Annotated in this window: 19 protein-coding genes; 9 read left to right on the top strand and 10 right to left on the bottom strand. The window is 69.3% G+C overall.

Annotation, left to right across the window (positions count from 1 at the left end):
• Nucleotides 1-63: 63 nt before the first annotated feature.
• From C8N38_RS21520 to C8N38_RS08020, 7 genes are all read right to left on the bottom strand, one after another.
• Nucleotides 64-225, bottom strand: a complete 162-nt coding sequence (locus tag C8N38_RS21520; RefSeq protein ID WP_170120307.1) for a hypothetical protein — start codon at nucleotides 223-225, stop codon at nucleotides 64-66.
• A gap of 34 nt (nucleotides 226-259) precedes the next feature.
• Nucleotides 260-1597: an amidase gene (locus C8N38_RS07995; RefSeq protein WP_108025891.1), complete on the bottom strand. Its 1338-nt coding sequence runs from the start codon at nucleotides 1595-1597 to the stop codon at nucleotides 260-262.
• 10 nt (nucleotides 1598-1607) lie between these two features.
• Nucleotides 1608-3023 carry a TRAP transporter large permease gene (locus C8N38_RS08000; protein ID WP_108025892.1) on the bottom strand — a complete coding sequence of 472 codons (1416 nt, stop codon included), beginning with the start codon at nucleotides 3021-3023 and terminating at the stop codon, nucleotides 1608-1610.
• A complete protein-coding gene (locus C8N38_RS08005; protein WP_108025894.1) occupies nucleotides 3020-3604 on the bottom strand; it encodes a TRAP transporter small permease subunit in 585 nt (194 codons plus the stop codon). Before C8N38_RS08005 ends, C8N38_RS08000 begins: the two co-directional genes overlap by 4 nt.
• Before the next feature lie 70 nt (nucleotides 3605-3674).
• The gene (locus tag C8N38_RS08010) at nucleotides 3675-4805 is read right to left on the bottom strand and encodes a TRAP transporter substrate-binding protein (protein WP_075784037.1); all 1131 of its coding nucleotides are present in this window, start codon (nucleotides 4803-4805) and stop codon (nucleotides 3675-3677) included.
• Between the two features lie 36 nt (nucleotides 4806-4841).
• Nucleotides 4842-6155, bottom strand: coding sequence for an MFS transporter (locus tag C8N38_RS08015; protein ID WP_215731111.1), 1314 nt, complete (start codon nucleotides 6153-6155; stop codon nucleotides 4842-4844).
• A 4-nt stretch (nucleotides 6156-6159) separates the two neighbouring features.
• Nucleotides 6160-6711 carry a GNAT family N-acetyltransferase gene (locus C8N38_RS08020; RefSeq protein ID WP_108025896.1) on the bottom strand — a complete coding sequence of 184 codons (552 nt, stop codon included), beginning with the start codon at nucleotides 6709-6711 and terminating at the stop codon, nucleotides 6160-6162.
• Between the two features lie 90 nt (nucleotides 6712-6801).
• Between C8N38_RS08020 and C8N38_RS08025 the strand changes: the two genes are divergently transcribed.
• The 6 genes from C8N38_RS08025 to C8N38_RS08050 all read left to right on the top strand — a co-directional run bounded on the left by C8N38_RS08025 (nucleotide 6802) and on the right by C8N38_RS08050 (nucleotide 12924).
• Nucleotides 6802-7710 (top strand): LysR family transcriptional regulator, encoded by a 909-nt coding sequence (locus C8N38_RS08025; protein ID WP_215731112.1) that lies wholly within the window; start codon nucleotides 6802-6804, stop codon nucleotides 7708-7710.
• Between the two features lie 157 nt (nucleotides 7711-7867).
• On the top strand, nucleotides 7868-8419 hold the full coding sequence (locus C8N38_RS08030; protein WP_108025900.1) for a DUF2087 domain-containing protein: 552 nt from the start codon (nucleotides 7868-7870) through the stop codon (nucleotides 8417-8419).
• A gap of 130 nt (nucleotides 8420-8549) precedes the next feature.
• Complete coding sequence (locus C8N38_RS08035) at nucleotides 8550-10109, top strand: AMP-binding protein (RefSeq protein WP_108025902.1); 1560 nt, start codon at nucleotides 8550-8552, stop codon at nucleotides 10107-10109.
• Between the two features lie 93 nt (nucleotides 10110-10202).
• Nucleotides 10203-10871 carry a potassium channel family protein gene (locus C8N38_RS08040; RefSeq protein ID WP_245895602.1) on the top strand — a complete coding sequence of 223 codons (669 nt, stop codon included), beginning with the start codon at nucleotides 10203-10205 and terminating at the stop codon, nucleotides 10869-10871.
• A gap of 4 nt (nucleotides 10872-10875) precedes the next feature.
• Nucleotides 10876-12213 carry a TrkH family potassium uptake protein gene (locus tag C8N38_RS08045; RefSeq protein WP_108025904.1) on the top strand — a complete coding sequence of 446 codons (1338 nt, stop codon included), beginning with the start codon at nucleotides 10876-10878 and terminating at the stop codon, nucleotides 12211-12213.
• Between the two features lie 114 nt (nucleotides 12214-12327).
• Nucleotides 12328-12924, top strand: coding sequence for a DMT family transporter (locus C8N38_RS08050; protein WP_108025906.1), 597 nt, complete (start codon nucleotides 12328-12330; stop codon nucleotides 12922-12924).
• A gap of 6 nt (nucleotides 12925-12930) precedes the next feature.
• On the opposite strand, the gene ggt is transcribed toward C8N38_RS08050, so the two are convergent.
• Nucleotides 12931-14718: a gamma-glutamyltransferase gene (gene ggt / locus C8N38_RS08055; RefSeq protein ID WP_108025908.1), complete on the bottom strand. Its 1788-nt coding sequence runs from the start codon at nucleotides 14716-14718 to the stop codon at nucleotides 12931-12933.
• A gap of 130 nt (nucleotides 14719-14848) precedes the next feature.
• On the opposite strand from ggt, the gene C8N38_RS08060 reads away from it, so the two are divergent.
• Entirely contained in the window at nucleotides 14849-15649 is an 801-nt protein-coding gene (locus C8N38_RS08060; protein WP_108025910.1) for a transglutaminase family protein, read from the top strand.
• A gap of 74 nt (nucleotides 15650-15723) precedes the next feature.
• Nucleotides 15724-16944, top strand: coding sequence for a cyclin-dependent kinase inhibitor 3 family protein (locus C8N38_RS21860; RefSeq protein ID WP_108025912.1), 1221 nt, complete (start codon nucleotides 15724-15726; stop codon nucleotides 16942-16944).
• A gap of 9 nt (nucleotides 16945-16953) precedes the next feature.
• On the opposite strand, the gene draG is transcribed toward C8N38_RS21860, so the two are convergent.
• On the bottom strand, nucleotides 16954-17838 hold the full coding sequence (draG, locus tag C8N38_RS08070; protein WP_108025914.1) for an ADP-ribosyl-[dinitrogen reductase] hydrolase: 885 nt from the start codon (nucleotides 17836-17838) through the stop codon (nucleotides 16954-16956).
• Nucleotides 17831-18655 (bottom strand): NAD(+)--dinitrogen-reductase ADP-D-ribosyltransferase, encoded by an 825-nt coding sequence (locus C8N38_RS08075; protein WP_108025916.1) that lies wholly within the window; start codon nucleotides 18653-18655, stop codon nucleotides 17831-17833. Before C8N38_RS08075 ends, draG begins: the two co-directional genes overlap by 8 nt.
• Nucleotides 18656-18836: 181 nt before the next feature.
• Here C8N38_RS08075 and C8N38_RS08080 point away from each other — a divergent pair, with 181 nt between their 5' ends.
• Nucleotides 18837-21005, top strand: a complete 2169-nt coding sequence (locus C8N38_RS08080; RefSeq protein WP_108025919.1) for an esterase-like activity of phytase family protein — start codon at nucleotides 18837-18839, stop codon at nucleotides 21003-21005.
• Nucleotides 21006-21325 lie beyond the last annotated feature (320 nt).

Consider the following 21325-nt stretch of genomic DNA (forward strand, 5'->3'; position numbering starts at 1 on the left):
CATATCCAACGTTTGTCGGTATCGTCAGGGAGAAAGATGTTTTTTGCCAAGGGGTTGGGGCGGTCAGTCGCGCGGCTTGAAGATCGCGAACACCAGATCGGCGGCAACCAGCGCGACGGTGATCGCGATCACCGCCCAAAGATCGACATGCGGCACCTCAAGGGCGAGAATGCCGACGAAACCGAGGAAGACGGCGAAGGCGAAGGCGGCGATCAGGCGGTCCATCGGGGCTCCTTTCCCTTGGGGGCGGTGGCGGGGCTCAGGCCCCGGCCCAGCCGTAAAGCCAGTGCGCGGTCCGCAGAAGCCGCGCGTCGTCGCCGCGGGGGCCGACAAGCTGCACCCCCATCGGCAGGCCGTTTCCGGCGGTCAGGACGGGCACCGTGACCGCGGGCGTGCCGCACAGCGTCCAGAGCCCGTTGAAGATCGGATCGCCGGTCGCGCCGATGCCCTCCGGGGCGGGTCCCAGCGTGGCGGGGCAGAGGATCGCGTCGCAGCGGGTGAAGATCTCGTCCAGACCCGCGTTCAGGACCTTCGGCCAGTCGAGCGCGGCGAGGTAATCGCGGGCGGGGATCCGGGCGCCCTCTTCCAGCGCATCGCGGGTCTCGGCGCCCAGCCGGTCCAGCCCGTCGCGGACATAGCGGTAATGATAGCGCGCCATCTCGGCCATGTTGATCCGGGCGCGCTGGGCGGCGGCCTCTTCGAAGGCCGTGGGCAGCGCGACCTCGAAGGCCTGATCGCCGAGGGCCGCGGTCAGTTCGGCGAAGGCGGCATGGGTTTCCGCATCCGCGCGGTCCCAGCCCGGCGGCTTGACGAAGGCAAGGACCGGGGGCAGCGGTGGCGCGCTGCGGGCGGTGTCCAGCAGGCGTGGCGCCGGGGCCGGCGCGGTCGCCGGGTCGGTCTCGTCGAAGCCGAACAGCGCCTCGGCGACCAGCGCCGCGCCCAGCGGGTCGGTGGCGAAGACGCCCAGCGTGTCGAGCGTGTGCGACTGCATCTGAACCCCGCGCCGGGGGATGGCGCCGAAGGTCGGCTTGAACCCGGTCACGCCGCAAAAGGCCGCCGGGCGGATCACCGACCCGCCGGTCTGGGTGCCGAGCGCCAGCGGCACCATCGCATCCGCCACCGCCGCGGCCGAGCCGCTGGACGACCCGCCCGGGGTGTGGGCCGGGTTGTGCGGGTTCCGGGTCTTGCCCGGATGCAGGAAGGCCAGTTCCGTCGTCACCGTCTTGCCGAGGATCAGCGCGCCCGCCGCCCGCAGGCGTTCGACCACGAAGGCGTCCCGCGCGGGCACTCGCCCTGCATCCAGCGCGCAGCCGTTTTCGGTCGGGATGCGCGCGGTGTCGATCACGTCCTTCAGCCCCACCGGCAGCCCGTGCAGCGGCCCCAGCGCCCGCCCCGAGACGCGGTGCGCATCCAGCCTGCGGGCCTGTTCGCGGGCATAGTCGGGGTCGATCCAGGCCCAGGCGCCGATCTCGGGCTCGCGCGCGGCGATGCGGGCCAGGCAGGCCTCGACCAGATCGAGCGCCGAAAGCGCCCCCGAGGCCAGCCGGTCGCGCAACTCGACCGCGCCCAGCTGCATCGGGGTGTCGAGATCCTTCATGCGCGCGTCCTCATCCGTAAACCAGTTCGGGCAGAAGGTAGACGATCTGCGGAAAGACGTACATCAACACCATCGAGATCAGCACGCAGACGAGGAAGGGCATCACGCCCCGGAAGATCTGGGTCAGCCGCACCTCGGGGGGCGCGATGCCCTTGAGGTAGTAGGCTGACATCGCCATTGGCGGGGTCAGGAAGCTCGTCTGCAGGTTCAGCGCCACGAGGATGCCGAAGAACAGCGGGTCGATCTCGAAATGCGCCAGCAGCGGCAGGAAGATCGGCACGAAGATGATGATGATCTCGGACCATTCGAGCGGCCAGCCCAGAAGGAAGATGATCAGCTGGGCGAGGATCAGGAACTGCACGGGCGTCAGGTTCAGGCCCTCGACGAACTGGCCGATCACCTGCTCGCCGCCCAGATAGGAGAACACCGCCGAGAAGGTGTAGGACCCGACGAACAGCCAGCAGACCATCGCCGTGGTGCGGACCGTCAGATAGACGCTTTCGCGCAGCCTCTGCCAGCTGAGCGCGCGGTAGATGAGGGCCAGCGCCAGCCCCCCCAGCGCGCCGACCGAGGCGGCCTCGGTCGGTGTCGCCAGCCCGAAGAGGATCGAGCCCAGCACCGCCGCGATCAGCACCGCGAGCGGCAGGAAAGAGGTCACGATCATCCACAGCAGCCGACCCAGGGGCACGTCGGGGATTTCGTCCTCGGTCGGACGCGGGGCGACCGAGGGCTGCAGGATGGACCGGCCCACGACGTAGAAGAGATACAGCCCGACCAGCGTCAGTCCGGGCAGCAGCGCGCCCGCGTAAAGCCGCACGATCGAGACATTGGTGGCGGCGGCATAGACGATCAGCATGATCGAGGGCGGGATCAGGATACCCAGTGTGCCGCCCGCGCAGATGATGCCGCTGGCAAAGGCCGGGTCGTAGCGTGCGCGCAGCATCGCGGGCAGCGCCAGAAGCCCCATCAGCGTGACCACCGCGCCGACGATGCCGGTCGCGGTCGCGAACAGCGCGCAGGTGATCAGCGCCGCCACCCCCATCGAGCCGGGGATGTTCTTCGAGGCGATGTTGAGCGTCGAAAACAGCCGGTCGACGATATTCGCGCGCTCGACGATGTAGCCCATGAACAGGAACAGCGGCACCGCCGTCAGCACCTCGTTCGACATCACCGTATAGGTCTGGTTCACGAACAGATCGAAGATGCGGTTGTTGAAGAGCCCCTCGATCCAGGTGGTGATCTGGGTCCATGTCCCGGCGGTGTCGTCCAGCCGGTCGAAGGCGCGCCACATCCGGCCCGCGTCGAAATAGGCGAAATAGCCGAAGCCGATGCCCATGGCCATCAGGGTGAAGGCGATGGGGAACCCGAGGAACACGAAAACGATGAAAAGCCCGAGCTGGATCAGGGCGATCTGCGGGTCGGTCATATATGGGGGCCCCTCTCGGCCTTGTCGGCCTCGCGCATCAGGATGTCCTCGGTCTCGAAGATGTCCTCGTCGGCCTCGAGCCACTCGTTGGTGCGGATCGCGAGGAGGCAGCGCATCACCTGGGCGATGCCCTGGATGAACAGAAGCACGCCCGCGACCACGATCACGGTCTTGAACTGGTAGATCGGGATGCCGGCCGGGCTGTTCACCGAGACCTCGCCATAGCGCCAGGACCGGGCGGCGTATTTCCAGCCCGCGAAGATCAGCGCCAGCACGCCCGGAAAGAAGGCGATGAGGTACAGCACCAGATCGACCATGGCCTGGGTCCGGGGCTGCCACAGCCGATAGAGGAAGTCGCCCCGCACATGGCCGCCCCGCGACAGCGTGTAGGCCCCGCCCATCATGAAGAGCGTCCCGTACATGATGAAGGACACGTCCAGCGCCCAGGCGGTGGGACTGTTCAGGACGTAGCGCACGAAGACCTCGTAGCCGGTGCCGAGAGCCATCAGCACGATCAGCCAGGCGAAGGTCTTGCCGAACCAGGCCGACAGTGCGTCGGCGAAACGTATGAAACCGATCATGGGCCTCTCCTGTGGCGCATGAAAAACCCCCGGGGCGGTGGCCGCCGGGGGCACTGGACCGGGGTCCGGGTCAGAGCTTGAGCCGGCCCGGGAAATAGTGGTCGTAGGCCAGCGTGTAATCGGGCGAGTTCATCACCTCGAAGAAGGTCACGCGCTCGACCCAGGCGCGCTGGCTGTCGAGGCATTTCTTCATGAAGGCGTCCTGCTCGAGCTCGGGGATCAGCTCGTCCCAGGCCTTGAGCTGGGCGTCGAGGATCTCTTTCGAGGTCCGGTGCACGGTGACGCCCGCCTCGTCCTGCAGCCATTGCAGGTCGGCCGAATAGCGGTCCATCGCCTTGGCGGTATTGGCGGTCGAGGCCGCCTCGACGCCGTAGCGCAGGATCGCCTGCAGGTCGGGGTCCAGATCCTCGAAGAAGGGCCGGTTGAACAGGAACTCGAAGCTTTCCGAGGCCTGGTGATAGGAGGCGAGGTAATAGTTCTTGGCCACGTCCTGCGCGCCGAAATCCTTGTCGGACGAGGGATTGTTGAACTCGAAGGCGTCGATCACGCCGCGTTCCATCGCGGGCACCAGCTCGCCGCCCGGAAGCTGGGCGACCGACATGCCCATCTTGGCCATCAGGTCGGCGGCCAGCCCCACCGTGCGGTACTTGAAGCCCTGCAGGTCGGCGACGGTGTTGACCTCGCCCTTGAACCAGCCGAAGGGCTGGGCGAACATCGGAAAGCCCAGAAAGCCCACCACGTCCAGCCCCATCACGTCCTGCGTCAGCTCGCGGAACAACTCGTCGCCGCCGCCCGCGTAGAACCAGCTGAGCATCGTGGTGGCCGAGCCGCCGAAGACCGGCCCGGTGCCGAAGAGCGACGCCGCCTTGTTCTTGCCGTACCAGTAGGCGCAGACCGAATGAGAGGCATCCAGAACCCCGTCATTGACCGCGTCCATCACCTGGAAGGCCGAGACCACGGCGCCCGCGGGCAGTACATCGATCTTGAGCCGCCCGCCCGACATTTCCTCGACCCGCCGGGCGTAGTCCTTGGCGAATTCGTCCCAGATGTTCGATGCGCCCCAGGAGGTCTGCATCTTCAGCACGATCGGCGCCTGGGCCAGCACCGCGGGCGCGGCCAGCGCGCCGGTCCCGGCGACGCCGCCCGCCAGCGCGCTGCGCTTGAGGAACGAACGGCGATTCATGGTGGACATGTCAGTCATGGGTCTCCTCCCCGTTACCCCCCGATGCATCGGGGGTTACTGCGGGGTCCGGCCTGCGCTTTTTGCGTCTTTCTCTGGTCCCGCACCGTCGAGCATACCCGGCTGACCCCATGTTGCAAGCAGCCAAAGGGAGGGGGGCCGCGCCGTTTTCCGGCGCGCCGGGTCCGGGTCTCGGGCCGGAAGACCCGGTACGGCGGCGGGGCCGATCCGCGCCCAAAGCGCCCAGGCGGCGGCAAAGGTCGCCAGCGCCAGCCCGAAGCTCAGCCCCATCGCGGCGCGTGCACCCCAGATCTCGATCGCGGCGGCATAGGCCGGAGGGGCGAGCGCCGCGGCCAGGAACGAGGGCGCGACCAGCCGCCCCGAGATCTCGGCATAGCGGGCCAGCGGGAACAGGACCATGGGTTGTGCGCCGCGCACCAGGGTCAGCACGCCGTTGCCTGCGCCATAGGCCAGCACGAAGGCCAGCGCGGCGGCGCCCGGCCCGGTCACGGCCAGGCCTGCCGCCATCCCGGCCGTCAGCACGCCCGAGGCCAGCACGCCCAGCCCCAGCGGTCCGATCCGGTGCCCGGCCAGCGTCTCGGCAAGCCGGGCGCCCGATTGCGCCAGCCCGGGCAGCGCCGCCAGCCCGACCGCCGCGGCGACCGGCAGACCCAGCGCGCCCAGAAGGCCGATCAGGTGGGCCGAGAGCCCCGAACTGAGAAAGGCCGAGGCCGCTACCAGCACGGCGAAGCCGATGGCCGCAGCGGGCCGCACCGGTCCGGCCGCGCGCCCGGCTGCGGCAAGGACCGCCGGGGTCGGCGCGGGGCCGGACGGGATCGTCAGGTACAGCGGCGCTACCGCCAGCGCGAGCCCGGCATAGACCAGAAGCCCGCCGCGCCAGCCCAGGGTCTCGGCCAGCAGGTGGCCCAGCGGCCAGAAGACGGTCGAGGCGAGCCCGCCCAGAAGCGTGACCTGCGACAGGGCGCGCCGCGCGCCGGTTCCGCCCGCGCGGACCAGTGCCGCGAAGGCGGCCTCGTAAAGGCATAGCCGCATGCCGAGCCCGGCCACGATCCAGCCCGCGGCATAGACGGGGAAGGTCGCGCTTGTGCCAAGCATCGCAAGCCCCAGCGCCAGCAGGACCGAGCCCGCCGCCAGCGCCTGTCGGCCCCGGGCCGCGACCAGCCGTCCGGCAGCGCCCGAGGACAGGGCCATCGCGACCAGCGCCAGCGAGAACCCGGCATGGGCGCGCGCCAGCGACCAGCCCAGATCGGCGGCGATGACCGGCGCGAAGACCCCCACGGCATAGTAGGAGATGCCCCAGTTCACCATCTGGGTCAGCCCCACCGCGGCGGCGGTCGGGCGGCCGATCACCGGCCTAGGCTTCGAAGGGCGCGGTGTCGCCGGGGCCGAGAGGTTTTTGCATCTGCACGGAATCGAGCCAGCGCCCGTGCTTCCAGCCGACCGAGCGCAGCACGCCCGCATCCTCGAAGCCCAGCGCCCGGTGCAGCGCGATCGACCCTAGGTTCTGCGAATCCCCGATCACCGCGACCATCTGCCGGAACCCGGCCGCCTCGCAGCGCGCCAGCAACTGACCAAGAAGCGCCCGCCCGACGCCCTGTCCGCGGAAGGCTTCGTCGACATAGACCGAATTCTCGACCGTGCCGCGATAGGCCGGACGCGGGCGGTAGGTGTTGGCATAGGCATAGCCCGCCACCCGGTCTCCCGCGCGCGCCACCAGCCAGGGAAAGCCCGCGCCGGTGACCTTTTCCCAGCGCCCGCGCATCTCGTCCAGATCGGGCGGGTCCAGCTCGAAACTGGCGGTGCCGGTGCGCACCGCCTCGGCATAGATCGCCTGCACGCCGGGCAGGTCGCGGGCGGTACAATCGCCAAGGGTCAGGGGGCCGAGAGGGGCAGGCTTGATCGTCATCGTGTTCTCCGGGTCTGGGTGAGACAGAGAATGGCATCCCGGAGAGACAAAGAAAATGCTATGGCGTTTATTCAAAGCATAAGGAAAACCTTGGCCCAGTCGCTCAACCTTCTGCATCTTGCCACTTTCGCCGATGTCGCGGCGCTGGGCAGCTTTTCGGCCGCGGCCGAGAAGGCCGGGATTTCGCAGCCCGCGGTCAGTCAGCAGGTCCGCCAGCTGGAACGGCATTTCGGGGTGCGGCTGCTGGAACGGGTGGGCAAGCGGGTGCGGCCGACCGAAGCCGGGCAGATCGTGATCGGGGGCGCGCGGCGAATCGGCGAAGAGTTGGACGCGGTGCGCGAGGCGGTCGAGCCGCATCGCGACGGCCGCGCCGGGCGGGTCCGGATCGGCACCGGGGCGACCGCCTGCATTCATCTGCTGCCGCCGGTGCTGGGGCGGCTCAAGCGCGCCTTTCCCGGGCTCGATTTCGTCGTCCGCACCGGCAACAGCACGGAAATCCAGCGGCTTCTGGAACAGAACCTGCTGGATCTTGCCATCGTCACCCTGCCCGCGGCGGGCCGGGCGCTGGAGACAAGCCTGCTGTGCGACGAGGCGTTGCTGGCGGTGGGCCCGGCCCCCGATGCCGGGGCGCCCACCACGCCGCAGGCGATGGGGGCCCGGCCGCTGATCCTTTACGACAGCGCGGGCCATACCCGGCTTCTGATCGACGGCTGGTTCCGTGCGGCCGGGCTGCGGCCCGCGCCGATCATGGAGCTGGAAAGCGTCGAGGCCGCCAAGGAGCTGGTCGCGGCAGGGCTTGGCTGGTCGATCCTGCCGGCCTCGTCGGTGGCGCGGCCGGGCGCTTCGGGCGGGCTGGCGGTGCAGCCGCTGGACCCGCCGCTGGGCCGCCAGCTGGCCTTGCAGCTTCGGCGCGACAAGCGGCTCTCGCCCGGGCTCCGGCACACGGTCTCGGCGATCCGTCAGGGGCTGGGCGGGGTTGTTCCGCAGCGGGTTCCGTGATATGCGACCGGCACGGTCGGCAGTTCACCGAGGCGTCGCTGTGCCCCATGGGCAAGCTAAACCTGCCCGTCACTCGGCACTCATCTGGTTTCCTTCCTGTGCCCCGTCGTAAGCCAGCGACCAGCGATCCGGATTTCGGCACATCGGGACCGAGACCATGACCAGACCTTCCATTCCCCTCGCGATCGAGGACATTTCCGCCTTTTCCCGCGCCTTGGCGCATCAGTTGCGTGCGGCCGAGGCCGCGCCGTCGCATCTGAGCCTGATGAACATGCTGGCCCGCGCGGGCGGGTTTCGCAACTTTCAGCATCTGCGCGCCGACCGGCTGGCCGAAGACCGGCTGACCGACGCGGCACCCGCGCCCGTGCCCGATCCGGCCCCCGTCGATCACCGCCGGATCGAACGGACGCTGACCCATTTCGACGAAAACGGGCGGCTCGTGCGCTGGCCGTCGCGGCGGGCGATGCAGGTGCTGTGTCTCTGGGCGCTCTGGGCGCGGCTGCCTGCGGGCCAGACCTGGACCGAGCGGCAGGTGAACGAGCGGCTGAACGCCTGGCACCTCTTCGGCGATGCCGCGCTGCTGCGCCGCGACCTCTTCGAGACCGGGCTGGTGACCCGCCAGCGCGACGGGTCGGACTATCGCCGGATCGAGCAGGCGCCTCCGCCCGAACCGCGTGCCCTGATCCGCCTGCTGGCGCAGCGCGGCTGATCCGCAAAAGTGGCTCGGGGCGGAACCCTTTTGTCCCGCCCCGGTTTTCCATCGTCATCGGCAAGAACCGTGCTACGCTGCCGGAAGGCGAGAAGCGCGGTCTACGCGCCCGTAAGGCGGGAGGAAAACGATGATCGTTCACAGCAGCAGGTTCGCGCCTGTGCCCCTGACCGGCCTGTCGGTCACCGAGAGATTGTTCCGGGGCCTGACTTCCCGTCCCGACGAGGTGGTGCTGGTCGACGGACCCTCGGGGCAGGGCCTGACCGCGGGCGCGCTGATGGACCGGATCCGGCGGCTGGGCGGCGGGTTGGCCGCGCGCGGGATCGGCAAGGGGGCGGTGGTGGCGCTGATGGCCCCGAACAGCCCCGATTTCGTCACGGTCTTTCATGGCGTGGCCTATGCGGGCGGCACCGTGACCCCGGTCAACCCGACCTATACCGCCGAGGAACTGGCCTTTCAGCTGAAGGACAGCGGGGCGCGCCTGCTGGTGACCGTGCCTGCCTGTCTGGACACCGCGCGCGCCGGGGCCGCGGCTGCCGGGCTGAGCGACATCGCGGTGATCGGGGCGGAGGCGCCCGACCGGGGGGCCGTGCCGCTCGAGGCGCTGATGGGGCCGCGGCTGGTGGCGCAGGTGCCGCTCGACGTCGCCCGCGACATCGCCGTGCTGCCCTATTCCTCGGGCACGACCGGCCTGCCCAAGGGGGTGCGGCTGAGCCACCGCAACCTCGTGGTCAATATCGACCAGGGGCTTGCCGCCTGCGACATGCGCCCCGGGGACTGGACGGTCGGGTTCCTGCCCTTCTTCCATATCTACGGGCTGACCGTGCTGATGAACATGGTGCTGGGCAACGGGGCCTCTCTGGTGACGATGCCCCGTTTCGATCTGGAGCTTTTCCTGCGGCTGGTTCAGGAGCGCCGGACCCGAGAGCTTTACATCGTGCCGCCGGTCGCCACGGCGCTGGCGCGTCATCCGCTGGTCGGTCAGTTCGACCTCGGCGCGGTCGAGACGGTGATCTGTGCCGCAGCCCCGCTGGGCGCCGCGCAGGGCGCGGAGCTGGCCGCGCGGCTTGGCTGTCGGGTGATGCAGGGCTGGGGCATGACCGAGCTGTCGCCCATCGGCACGATGTCGGCGCCCGGCCGTGACAAGCCCGGCGCGGTCGGCGTGGCGCTTCCCAATACCGAACTTCGGATCGTCGACCCCGAAACCGGCGCCGATCTGGGGCCGGACCAGCCGGGCGAGCTTTGGCTGCGCGGACCGCAGGTGATGCAGGGCTATCTGAACGCGCCCGAGGCCACCGCCGCGACGCTGACGCCCGACGGCTGGCTGAAGACCGGCGATCTGGCCAGCATCGATGCCGAGGGCTTCGTGACGCTGCACGACCGGCTGAAGGAACTGATCAAGGTCAAGGGCTTTGCGGTGGCCCCGGCCGAGCTTGAGGCGGTGCTGCTGACCCATCCCGACGTGCTGGACGCGGCGGTGGTCGGCCGGTCCGACCCCGAGGCGGGCGAACGGCCGGTCGCCCATGTGGTGCCACGGCCCGGGGCGGATGCGGATGCCGAGGCGCTGAAGGCCCATGTTCTGGCGCATCTGTCCCATTTCAAGGCGCTGGCAGAGGTGCATTTCGTCGAGGCGGTGCCGAAATCGGCCTCGGGCAAGATCCTGCGGCGGCTTCTGCGCGATGCTGCCTGATCCAGGGTGCAGTGCTGCGCGGGGGCTTGCCCCGGGGGCGCCAGAACGTGCTAGGGTCGGGCTCGGACATCCCGAAGGACAGGCGGTTACCAAGTGAAAAGACGCAGCTTTGCCGTGATCGGCCTTGGCACGTTCGGCAGCACTGTCGCCACCGAACTTGCGCGGTTCGGCAATCCGGTCATGGGGGTCGATCTCGACGACAAGATCGTCGGCCGCTATGCCGATGTGCTGTCCGAGGCGGTGATCGCCGACGGCCGCGACGAGCTAGCGCTGCGCGAGGCCGGGGTCGGCAATTACGACGTGGCGCTGGTGGCCATCGGCGAGGATCTCGAGGCCAACATCCTCTGTTCGATGAACGTCAAGATGCTGGGGGTGAAGGCGATCTGGGTCAAGGCGCTGTCGAAGACCCATCACCGCATCCTGTCGAAGATCGGCGTCGACCGGATCGTGCTGCCCGAACAGGAGGTCGGCCAGCACATCGCGCAGATGCTGCACAACCCGCTGGTGCGCGATTACGTGAGCCTCGGCAACGGCTTTCATGTCGTCGACCTGACCGTGCCCGAGCCGCTGGAGGGACGCGCGGTCGGCGATGTCAAGCTGTTGTCGGGCTACGACCTGCGGGCCTTGGGCGCGATGCGCGAGGGCGAGTTCCTGTCCTGCGAAGGCGGCGAGCTGCGGCTGAAGACCGGCGACAAGCTTCTGGTGCTGGGCCGCCGTGCCGATCTGCGCCGCTTCGGCGACGACCTGCTGGACGAGGCCTGAGCTCATGGCGCGCCTTGCCGCGCTGCGCAGCGGCCGCTTTCTGCCGCCGCCTCTGGCCCTGATGCTGACCTATGCGGCACTGATCGCGGCGGGCACGCTTCTGCTGAAACTGCCGGTGGCCCGGACCGTGGCGATGACCTGGTCCGACGTCGCCTTCACTGCGACCTCGGCGGTGACCGTGACCGGACTTGCGGTGCGCGATACCGGCACCGAATTCACCCTGTTCGGCCAGGCCGTGATCCTGGTGCTGATCCAGCTGGGCGGGCTGGGGCTCATGACCTTCGCGGTCCTGATCCTGACCATGCTGGGCCTGCCGGTCGGCATCACCCATCGCCATTACCTGCGCGAGGACCTGAACCAGACCTCGATGAGCGGTCTGATCCGGCTGACGAAGACGATCCTGCGCTTCGTGCTGGTCTGCGAGGCGGCGGGCACGGCCTTTCTGGCGGTGGTCTTCGTGCCCGAATTCGGCTGGCAGGCGGGGCTGTGGTCAAGCCTGTTCCATGCCGTCTCGGCCTTCAACAATGCAGGCTTTTCGCTTTACTCCGACAGTCTGACGGCCTGGGTCGCGCATCCGGTGGTCAATGTCACCGTGCCCGCCCTGCTGATCCTCGGCGGGCTCGGGTTTACTGTGGTCGCAGACATGCAGCGCCGCACCGGCTGGCGCGGCTATACCGTCCATACCAAGCTGATGCTGGTGGGCACGCTTGCGCTTCTGGTCTGGTCGACCGCGACCTTCGCGGTGCTGGAATGGACCAACCCGGCCACGCTGGGACAGTTCGATGCCGTCTCGACCAAGCTCTGGGCCAGCTGGTTTCAGGCCGCGACCACCCGCACCGCAGGGTTCAACACCGTCGATATCGGCGGGCTGACGCAGGCGACGACGCTGCTGTTCATGACGCTGATGATGGTCGGGGCGGGCTCGACCTCTACGGGCGGCGGCATCAAGGTCACGACCTTCATCGTGCTGCTGCTGGCCACGGTCAGCTTCTTCCGCCGCCATACCGCCATCGACGTCTTCGGGCGCCGTCTGGGGGCCGAGCAGATCATGAAGGTGCTGGCACTGTCGATGGTCAGCACCCTGACGATCCTGATCGCGCTGTTTGTGCTGATCCTGTTTCACGAGGGCGATTTCCTCGATCTGGCCTTCGAGACGGTTTCGGCTTTCGGGACGGTCGGGCTGAGCCGGGGCATCACCGGCGATCTCGATGCGGCGGGCCGGGCGGTTCTGATGGGGGTGATGTTCCTCGGCCGGGTCGGTCCGTTGACCCTGGGCTTCCTGCTGGCGGTACGCAGCCCGAAGCGGGTATCCTATCCTGCGGGCACGGTCTATCTGGGCTAGGCCGTCCCGGCGGTTCTGGCCATCGTGCCGAGTGGCCGGGTCTTCGGATATCGGAGACAAGGGCAGCGCCATGACAGATCTTCACATCTCAGGCCGTCGGTCGGGAGCGGTCCGATGAGCCGCCTGTGGTCGGCCGCGCCGCTTCTGCTGACGCTGGCAAGCCTCTTCTGGGCGGGCAATTTCGTGCTGGGGCGCGCGGTCGGCACCGGGGCTGCGGGCGATCTGGGGCCGGTGGCGCTGGCCTTCTGGCGCTGGGTCGCGGCCTTCGCGCTGGTGCTGGCGCTTGGCGGACGCCTGGCCTGGCGCGAGCGGCGCGAGATCGCCCGCGCCTGGCCTTTCCTGCTGTTCGCCGGGCTGATGTCGGTCTCCGCCTACAACACGCTGATCTATGTCGGGCTGCAATCGACCCCGGTGCTGAACGCATTGCTGCTGCAATCGGCGATTCCGGTGCTGATCCTCGTGGCGGGATTCGCCTCGCTGCTGGCGCTTCTGTTCTTCAATCGCGGGGTGGCGCTGATCGGCGCGGCGCGGGCGGGCGGCTTTCTGCACCTGATGCCGGTCTTCGGCAGCCTGCTGTCGGCGGTCTTTCTGGCCGAGATGCCACGGACCTACCATCTGATCGGCGGCGCCGTGGTGATCGCGGGCGTGCTGCTGGCGCAGGGCGTGTTGCGGCGGCCGGGGCTGCGCCGGGCCGCCGCGCAAAAGGTCTGAGCCGCCTCAGCGGCCGAGCGCGATGCCTTCGCGGCGCGGGTCGGCACCCCCCTGCAGCGTCTCGCCGACCGAAATCGCGTGCAGCCCCGAATTCAGCTCGCGCGCGCCGACCTCGAAGCCAAGGGCTGCCAGCGGGTCGGCGAGGCTTTCGGCCGATGTGCCCGCTTCCAGATCGTAGGCGCCGAAGCGGTTGACCAGATGCGGCATCGCCACGGCCTGCTGCACATCCATTCCCCAGTCCAGATGCGCGACGATGGCCTGCGCCACATAGCCGATGATCCGGCTGCCGCCCGGGCTGCCGATCACCAGCGAGGGCTTGCCGTCGGTCAGCACGATGGTCGGCGCCATCGACGAGCGCGGCCGCTTGCCGGGCTCGACCCGGTTGGCGATGGGGCGGCCGGCCTCGTGGGTCTCGAACGAGAAGTCCGTCAGTTCGTTGTTCAAGAGAAAGCCGCGCACGAACAGCCGCGAGCCGAAGCCGTTCTCGATGGTCGTGGTCATCGAGAGCGCATTGCCGTCCGCATCGACGATCGAGATATGCGAGGTCGAGGGAAACTCGATGGACCGGTCGTCGGCGCGAAGCCCGGCATGGTCCCACTCGGGATCGCCGGGGGCGACTTCGGGCAGCGCGTCGTCGCCCGCGATCAGTTTCGCGCGTTCCGCCAGATAGGCGGGGTCCAGAAGCCCTTTCGCCGGCACCGGCACGAAGTCGGAATCGGCCATGTAGCGGCCGCGGTCGGCGAAGGCCAGCCGCGAGGCATCGCCGATCAGCCGCCAGCTTTCGGCGGACTCGGGGCCAAGCGCCGCCAGATCGTAGGGTTCAAGCAGGCCGAGGATCTGGCCCACGGTCAGCCCGCCCGACGAGGGCGGCCCCATCCCGCAGACCTCGTGGCCGCGATAGGGGGTACAGACCGGCGTGCGTTCCTTCACCCGGTACAGCGCCAGATCGATCGACGACAGCACTCCCGGGTTGCCCTTGGCACCGCGCACGGCGGTGACGATGTCCTCGGCGATGGCGCCGGTATAGAAAGCGCGGCTGCCGTCCCGCGCGATCTGGCGCAGCGTGTCGGCATAGGCCGGGTTCAGAAGCGTCGTGCCCGCGGCGATGGGGGCGCCTTCGGGAAAGAAATAGGCTTCGGTCGCGGGATGGCGGCGCAACCGCTCTTCGTCCTCGGCGACCAGCCCCGCCAGCCGGGGCGAGACCGCGAAGCCCCGCTCGGCCAGTCCGATGGCGTCCTCGAACAGGTCGGCCCAGGCGATCCGGCCCCAGCGCCGATGCGCCTCTTCCAGCAGCATCGGCGTGCCCGGCGTGCCGACGGACCGCCCGCCGACGACCGCGTCGTAGAACTCCAGCGGCTCACCCTCGGCGGTCTGGAACAGCCGGGGCGTGACGTCCAGAGGCGCGGTCTCGCGCCCGTCAAGCGTGGTCAGTTCGCCGGTTTCGGCATCGTACCAGACGAGGAAGGCGCCGCCGCCAAGGCCCGAGGATTGCGGCTCGACCAGACCCAGAACGGTCTGGACCGCGACCATGGCGTCGGCCGCGCTGCCTCCCTTGGCAAGGATCCGGGCGCCCGCCTCGACCGCCAGCGGGTTGGCGGCGGCGACCATCCAGTCCTGCGCCTCGGTCGGGCGGCCGGCCTCGCGGCTGTCCCAGGCGGTGCGGGCCTCCGGCGAAATCCCGGCAAGGGCCTCGGTCGCCGAGGCCGCTTCGGGGGCGACGGCATCTGCCGCCTGCTGTGCGGTGGCGGTGCTGGCGCAGGCGGCCAGCAGCAGGGCAATCGGCCAGTTCGGCATGTCGGTTTCCTCCCTTTTCGGCGTGTGATCCGCCAAGCCTACACGCGATGGGCGAGATGCCGAACCCCGGGTGCGGGTAACCTTGCGGAAGGACCGTTGACCCGGGGGCGATCCTGCGCAAGCTGGGACCATGCGTTTCGAGGTGCTGCATCGGACGGTCTATCGCTATTCGGGCCCGGTCCGGCTTGGCCCGCATCTGCTGCGCCTGACGCCCCGGCCCGGCCGTGTCGCGGAGCTTTCCCATGCCCTCACGGTCACGCCGCAGCCGGTGGCCCGGCGGGACGAGACCGATGCCCATGGCAACCGCGTCACCCGGCTGGAGTTTGCGGGCGAGACCCGGGCGCTGATCCTCGAAAGCCGCTTTACGCTGAGGACTCGGGCCGGGCCGGAGGCGCCGGAGGTCGGTCCTGTGCCGCCCCTCTGCGCAGTTGCCCCCGAGGTTGCCGCCTTCGCGGCGGCGCTGGGTCCCCCCGGCGGCGGGCCGGACCGGTTCCTGAGCGCGCTGACCGAGGCGCTCCATGCCCGGATCGCGCGGCAGGTCCGGCCGACCGGCGCCGCCTGGCCGGCGGAGGTGACGCTGGCGCGCGGGCAGGGCGCCTGCCGCGATCTGGCGGTTCTTTTCATCGCCGCGGCCGCGAGCCGCGGGATCGCGGCGCGCTTCGTCAGCGGCTATCAGGCCGAAAGCGAGCGTCCGGGCGGCCCGCGCCACATGCATGCCTGGCCCGAGGCGCTGGTACCGGGCCTGGGCTGGTGCGGCTACGATCCGACCCATGGCTGCGCGGTCGGCGCTGGTCATGTCGCGCTGGCCGTGGCGCCCGATCAGGCCGGGACCATGCCGGTCGAGGGCGGCTTTATCGCGGGGCCGGTGACGGCCGCGATGGAGGTCGATCTGCGGGTCGCGACCGCGCCGGACGGCGCTGCGCCCGATTGAAGCAGCGGCCCCGCTTGGTCCATTGGCTGAAGCCCGGCTATCCTCGGGCGCCGGGGCGGGACAGGAGGTTGGCGATGCGCGAGGCACGGACAAGCAGGACCCATCCTCTTCAGATCGCCGAGGTCTCGGTCGGGCCGGGCCACGGTCGGATCGGCATCACCTTCTGTCCCGGCAAGCACGACCCGGTGGCCAGCACCGGCGCCTGGGCGCGCGATCTCGATGCCGATCTGGACACCATTGCGGGCTGGGGCGCGCGGCTGGTCCTGAGCCTGGTCGAGGAGGCCGAGCTTGTCGCCTTGAAGGTGCCGGGGCTTGGTGCGGGCGTGCGGGCGCGGGGGATGGTCTGGCGGCACCTGCCGATCCGCGACTATTCGGTGCCGGACGATTTCTTCGAGCGCCAATGGACGACGACCGGCCCCGAGATCCGCACGATCCTGCGGCAGGACGGCGATGTGCTTGTCCATTGCAAAGGCGGGCTCGGCCGGGCCGGGATGATCGCGGCGCGGCTGCTGGCCGAGCTTGGCGTGGCGCCCCCGGAGGCGATCCGCGCCGTGCGGCGGGCGCGGCCCGGCGCCATCGAGACCCCGGCGCAGCTGGCGCTGGTGCGGCGCACCCTGCTTGCGGACGACCGGGTGCTGGATCTGGCGGCGCTTGAACGGACGGGCGGGCGGCTTGGCAGCAATCCGGGCGGGATCTATCGCGACGCCGAGGGGCGGCGGTTCTACGTCAAGGAGCTGGAAAGCCCGGCCCATGCGCGCAACGAACGGATCGCGGCCGCGCTCTACCGGCTGGCGGGGGCGCCGACGCTGACCTACCGCCCGACCGTCGACCCCTGCCATGTGGCGACCGAGTTCGTCACGCTGGAAAAGGCCCATGCCGCGCAGTTCACCGTGGAGGAACGCCGGGCGGCGCAGCACTGGCTGGGGGTGCATGCCTGGACCGCGAACTGGGATGCGGCGGGCTTCGACGGCGACAATCAGGGCGTGGCGGGAGGCCGGGTGCTGACCCTCGATGTCGGCGGCGCGCTGGAGTTCCGCGCCTGCGGCGACCCCAAGGGCCGGGCCTTCGGCGCGGAGGTGGCCGAGCTTGACCGGCTGAGGGACGATCCCGACAACTCCCATGCCGTGCGGCTTTTCGGCGATATCGCCCCGGCGGCGCTGGCCGAGGCCGTGCGCGTCGTCACCGGCCTGCCCGACGAGGCGATCCGGGGCACCATCGAGGGCCTGGGCGGCAGCGCGCGGCTTGTCGAGAAGATGATCGCCCGGAAAGCCGATCTGGCCGCGCGTCTGGCGTGACGGCGGGGCTCAGGCCAAGGCCAGCAACCCCGGCACCTGCGCCCGGATGGCCTCGGCGACGGCGGGGTCCAGCCGGTCCAGCCAGCGCGCGGGGATTGCCTCCGTCCCCCAGGTCGCGCCCGCCAGCATGCCCGCTAGCGCACCGGTTGTGTCGGCATCGCCGCCCTCGTTGACGGTGCGGATCAGGCAGTCCTCGAAGCCGCAGGCGGCCAGATAGTGGTGCAGCACGGTCTGCATCGTGTCGACGACATAGGCCGAACACTGGCCGCGATAGGGGGCGAACCGGAAGTCGCGATGGGCCTCGATCAGCGCGGTGGCCTCGTTCCGGACCGCGCCGGGGCCCTCGCCGCCGATCAGCCGGTGAACCATGCGCACGAGACTCAGGCAGGCGGCATCGGACAGCGGGTGGTGATGGGTGGTGCGGGCCTGGGCCAGCGTCCAATCCTCGGCCCGGTCGGGCGCGCCCAGCGTCGCCAGCGCCACCGGCAGCACGCGCATCGCGCCGCCATTCCCGGCATCGCCTTCGGACAACGGCCCCTCGACCGTGCCTTTCGCCAGATAGCGCTGGATGCCTCGCCTGCAGGTATTGCCGACATCGGCGGGGCCGGTCTTCAGCCAGGCGGCGAAGGCCTCGCACAGATCCTGCGGATCGAGCCCGCCGCAGCGGATGAGCGAGGCGCCCAGAGCCAGCGACATCTGAGTGTCGTCGGTGACCTGACCGGGGGCAAGGCGCAGCCAGCCGCCGCCGACGATCTCGCGGTGCTGGCCGTACTGGGTGGCAATCTCGCGCCGGGTCATGAATTCGACGGTCGCGCCAAGCGCGTCGCCAATGGCAAAGCCCAGATAGGCGGCCAGCGCACGGTCGGTCGGGTCGGGGCAGGGCGCGTCAGACATAATCGACGCTTACCCGGAATTCGCCGCCGACCGCCAGATATTCGCGTTCGCCCCGCAAAAGATGCGAGGGCAGCAGGCCGGGAAAGAACAGGATCTTGCACAGCGGCACCCGGGCCGTGAGGATCCGGTCGCCGAAACAGTCGGCCACCTCGCGGTCGGACGAGAACGACACAAGGTTGTTCAGCCGGATCACCGCCTCGCGCCGGTCGGTGCGCTCGACGATCAGGTGGCGTTCGACATCGTTGATGCCGCGATAAAGGGTCAGATGGCTCTGGCCGGGAAAGGCGAAACGGCGGATCGCCCACTGGCAGAACTCGAACAGCAGGTCGAGCTGGACCCAGATCGCGTTGTTGTGGAACTGGCTGGACATCTTCTCTTCGGTATAGACCTCCCAGGCCGGGCCGGGCACCGCGTCGATGATCTCCTTGTGAAAAGAGGGGCAGACCCCGAACCGGCTTTCGACCCAGCCCTTCAGCACCGCGCCCGCAGGGCCGTTGCTGTCGAAGCTCCAGCCCTGGATCAGCCGCAGGAAGGACGACCGGAACCGTTGACGCCCGGCCGAGGGCACGTCGCGCTGTTCGTCGTCGATGCCGAACATGGCCATCATGTAGGCGTGGAAGGCCTCGCCCGCCTCGGCCAGATCGGCGGCCTGGTCGAGCATGCCGAAGAGCCCCTGGTTCATCTCCTGCACACCCCAGATATGCAGCGGCGCGGGCGCGTCGTTGAAGGCGCAGCTTTCCAGCCATTCCGAGGACCGACCCACCAGGTTGGTCGAATGGCGGGGGCCGCGCCGGGCAAGAGAGGGTTGGTCGTCCATCGCCGGTATCATGCGTCCTTGCCGGGCGGCGGGAAAGCCCCGTGGCGCCCTGGTCGAAGCGGCGATTTGGCGCCATGCGGCCGGGCCTGGGCGCCTCTGACGCCCCGCGTTCCGGCCGCCTTCATTGCGACGTTACAAAGCCGCGCCATGAGGTCTTGAGCAGATTGCGTGGAGAGTTACGATGACGTTGCGACTTTGGGGGATGAGTTCGATGCTTGCCCTCGCCGCGGGCTCGGTCGGTGCCGAAGGTAACGCCGGGATGAATTTCAACCGGATTGCATCCTTTCCGGTGGTCGAGAACATGGCCGAGGGCGAGGACCGGTCCCGCGAAAGCTCGGCAGAAATCATCGACGCGACCGCCGACGGCATGACGCTGGTCTATACCGACAGCCCGCTCGGCGTGTTGGGGATGATCGACATCGCCGATCCGGCGGCGCCGAAGCCGCTGGGCAATGTGATTCTGGACGGCGAGCCGACCAGCGTCGCGGTGGTGGGTCAGACCGCCTTCGTCGGCATCAACACCTCGGAAAGCTACACCAACCCGTCGGGGCGGCTGGCCTCGATCGACATCGCCAGCCGGACCGAAACCGGGTCCTGCGATCTGGGCGGCCAGCCTGACAGCGTGGCCAAGGCGCCCGACGGCAGCTTTCTGGCCGTGGCCATCGAGAACGAGCGCGATGAAGACCTGAATGACGGGGTCCTGCCGCAGATGCCAGAGGGCTGGCTGGTGCTGGTCGGGCTGAAGGATGGTGCGCTGGATTGCGCCAGCCTCAAGAAGGTGGACCTGACCGGGCTGGCCGAGATCGCCCCGGACGATCCCGAACCGGAATTCGTCTCGATCAATGCCGCCGGCGAGACGGTCGTGACGCTGCAGGAAAACAACCATATCGCGGTGGTGGCGCGGGATGGCACGGTGCTGTCGCAGTTTTCGGCCGGGGCGGTCGATCTGGACGGGATCGACGCGACCGACGAGCGCGCCGCGCTGATCTTCACCGAAAGCCAGAAGGGCCGGAAGCGCGAACCCGACGGCGTGACCTGGATCGACGACGATCATTTCGCCACCGCGAACGAGGGCGATTACGAAGGCGGCAGCCGCGGCTGGACGGTCTTTTCGAAGGACGGGCAGGTCGTTTATGAAAGCGGCCCCTCGCTGGAACATGCCATCGTCCAGATCGGCCACTACCCGGACAAGCGGTCCGATGCGAAGGGCGTCGAGCCCGAAAGCGTTGTCTTCGGCCGGTTCGGCGACACGCCGCTGCTGGTCGTGGGCACCGAGCGCGCCTCGGTCGCGGCGGTCTACGACGTGACCGACCCGGCCGCGCCGGTGCTGAAACAGCTGCTGCCCTCGGGCATAGGGCCGGAAGGGTTCGTGACGATCCCGTCGCGCAACCTCCTGGTCTCTGCCAACGAGAACGATCTGGTCGCCGACGGGGCGGCGCGGTCGCATGTCATGGTCTACCAGTATCAGGAGGCGCCTGCCGCCTATCCGATGCTGACCTCCGAAGGCATGGACGAGCTGACCGGCTGGGGCGCCATCTCGGGCCTCGTCGCGCGCGAGCCCGGCACGCTTTATGCCGTGAATGACAGCTTCTACGGCTACCAGCCGACGATCTTCCGGATCGACACCACCCGGACCCCCGCCCGCATCGTAGAGGCGATCCGGGTCACCCGGGCGGGCCGGCCGGCGCAGAAGCTGGACCTTGAGGGCATCACCCTCGACGGCGCGGGCGGGTTCTGGCTTGCCTCCGAGGGCAACAGCGCCAAGCTGGTGCCGCATGCGCTGTATCACGTGAACGCCAAGGGCGAGATCAAGGAAGAGGTGGCACTGCCGCCCGAACTGCTGGCCAACGAGACCCGCTTCGGGTTCGAGGGCATCACCAAGGTCAGCGATACGCTCTGGATGGCGGTTCAGCGCGAATGGGCGGACGATCCCAAGCATCAGGTCAAGCTGGTCGCCTACGACACCGTGGCCAAGACCTGGGGCGCGGTCCGCTACGAGCTGGCGACCCCGGAAAGCGGCTGGGTCGGCCTGTCCGAGATCGTGGCCCATGGCGACTGGGTCTATCTCATCGAGCGCGACAACCAGATCGGCACCGCGGCGGTCACCAAGAAGATCACCCGCGTGGCCCTGTCCGAACTGCAGCCCGCGCCGCTGGACGGTCCGCTGCCGGTGGTGACCAAGGAGCTGGTGCGCGACCTGATCCCGGGCCTGACGGCCACGGGGGGCTACGTGCTCGACAAGGTCGAGGGGCTGGCGATCGACGCGGATGGCACGATGTGGGTCGCGACCGACAATGACGGTGTGGACGACCACTCGGGCGAGACCATGTTCTTTGCCGTGAAGCCCTGAGGGAACGCGCAAGGGGGCGGGGCCGCCATCGGGGCCCCCCCCTTTCTGGCCCGGAAGGCCGCGGAACGGGCGCTTTGGCGCCCACGAGTCGGACCCGAAGCACGCGATTCCCGGCGCGCGCGCCGAAATCCGGGAAAACCACGCCTGAAGCCCGGGCTGTGGATAACTAAAAATCGTTTGGCGTCAGTGTCTTGTGAGATTTCTGGCGGCTCGACGGCGATTTCTTCAAAAAACTGCTTGCGGGTCTCGGCGTGGACCCGTAGATAGCCCCTCACCGGCGGCGCTGAGGCGCTGACGGGGCGGCGGCCGGGCCGGTTGGC

It is taken from the genome of Rhodovulum kholense (assembly GCF_003053725.1).
Taxonomy (GTDB): domain Bacteria; phylum Pseudomonadota; class Alphaproteobacteria; order Rhodobacterales; family Rhodobacteraceae; genus Rhodovulum; species Rhodovulum kholense.

Bases quoted from the DNA above. Each gene is read 5' to 3' on its own strand.
- C8N38_RS21520 (WP_170120307.1), bottom strand. From the start codon at position 225: ATGGACCGCCTGATCGCCGCCTTCGCCTTCGCCGTCTTCCTCGGTTTC.
- C8N38_RS07995 (WP_108025891.1), bottom strand. From the start codon at position 1,597: ATGAAGGATCTCGACACCCCGATGCAGCTGGGCGCGGTCGAGTTGCGC.
- C8N38_RS08000 (WP_108025892.1), bottom strand. From the start codon at position 3,023: ATGACCGACCCGCAGATCGCCCTGATCCAGCTCGGGCTTTTCATCGTT.
- C8N38_RS08005 (WP_108025894.1), bottom strand. From the start codon at position 3,604: ATGATCGGTTTCATACGTTTCGCCGACGCACTGTCGGCCTGGTTCGGC.
- C8N38_RS08010 (WP_075784037.1), bottom strand. From the start codon at position 4,805: ATGACTGACATGTCCACCATGAATCGCCGTTCGTTCCTCAAGCGCAGC.
- C8N38_RS08020 (WP_108025896.1), bottom strand. From the start codon at position 6,711: ATGACGATCAAGCCTGCCCCTCTCGGCCCCCTGACCCTTGGCGATTGT.
- C8N38_RS08030 (WP_108025900.1), top strand. From the start codon at position 7,868: ATGACCAGACCTTCCATTCCCCTCGCGATCGAGGACATTTCCGCCTTT.
- C8N38_RS08035 (WP_108025902.1), top strand. From the start codon at position 8,550: ATGATCGTTCACAGCAGCAGGTTCGCGCCTGTGCCCCTGACCGGCCTG.
- C8N38_RS08045 (WP_108025904.1), top strand. From the start codon at position 10,876: ATGGCGCGCCTTGCCGCGCTGCGCAGCGGCCGCTTTCTGCCGCCGCCT.
- C8N38_RS08050 (WP_108025906.1), top strand. From the start codon at position 12,328: ATGAGCCGCCTGTGGTCGGCCGCGCCGCTTCTGCTGACGCTGGCAAGC.
- ggt (WP_108025908.1), bottom strand. From the start codon at position 14,718: ATGCCGAACTGGCCGATTGCCCTGCTGCTGGCCGCCTGCGCCAGCACC.
- C8N38_RS08060 (WP_108025910.1), top strand. From the start codon at position 14,849: ATGCGTTTCGAGGTGCTGCATCGGACGGTCTATCGCTATTCGGGCCCG.
- C8N38_RS21860 (WP_108025912.1), top strand. From the start codon at position 15,724: ATGCGCGAGGCACGGACAAGCAGGACCCATCCTCTTCAGATCGCCGAG.
- draG (WP_108025914.1), bottom strand. From the start codon at position 17,838: ATGTCTGACGCGCCCTGCCCCGACCCGACCGACCGTGCGCTGGCCGCC.
- C8N38_RS08075 (WP_108025916.1), bottom strand. From the start codon at position 18,655: ATGGACGACCAACCCTCTCTTGCCCGGCGCGGCCCCCGCCATTCGACC.
- C8N38_RS08080 (WP_108025919.1), top strand. From the start codon at position 18,837: ATGACGTTGCGACTTTGGGGGATGAGTTCGATGCTTGCCCTCGCCGCG.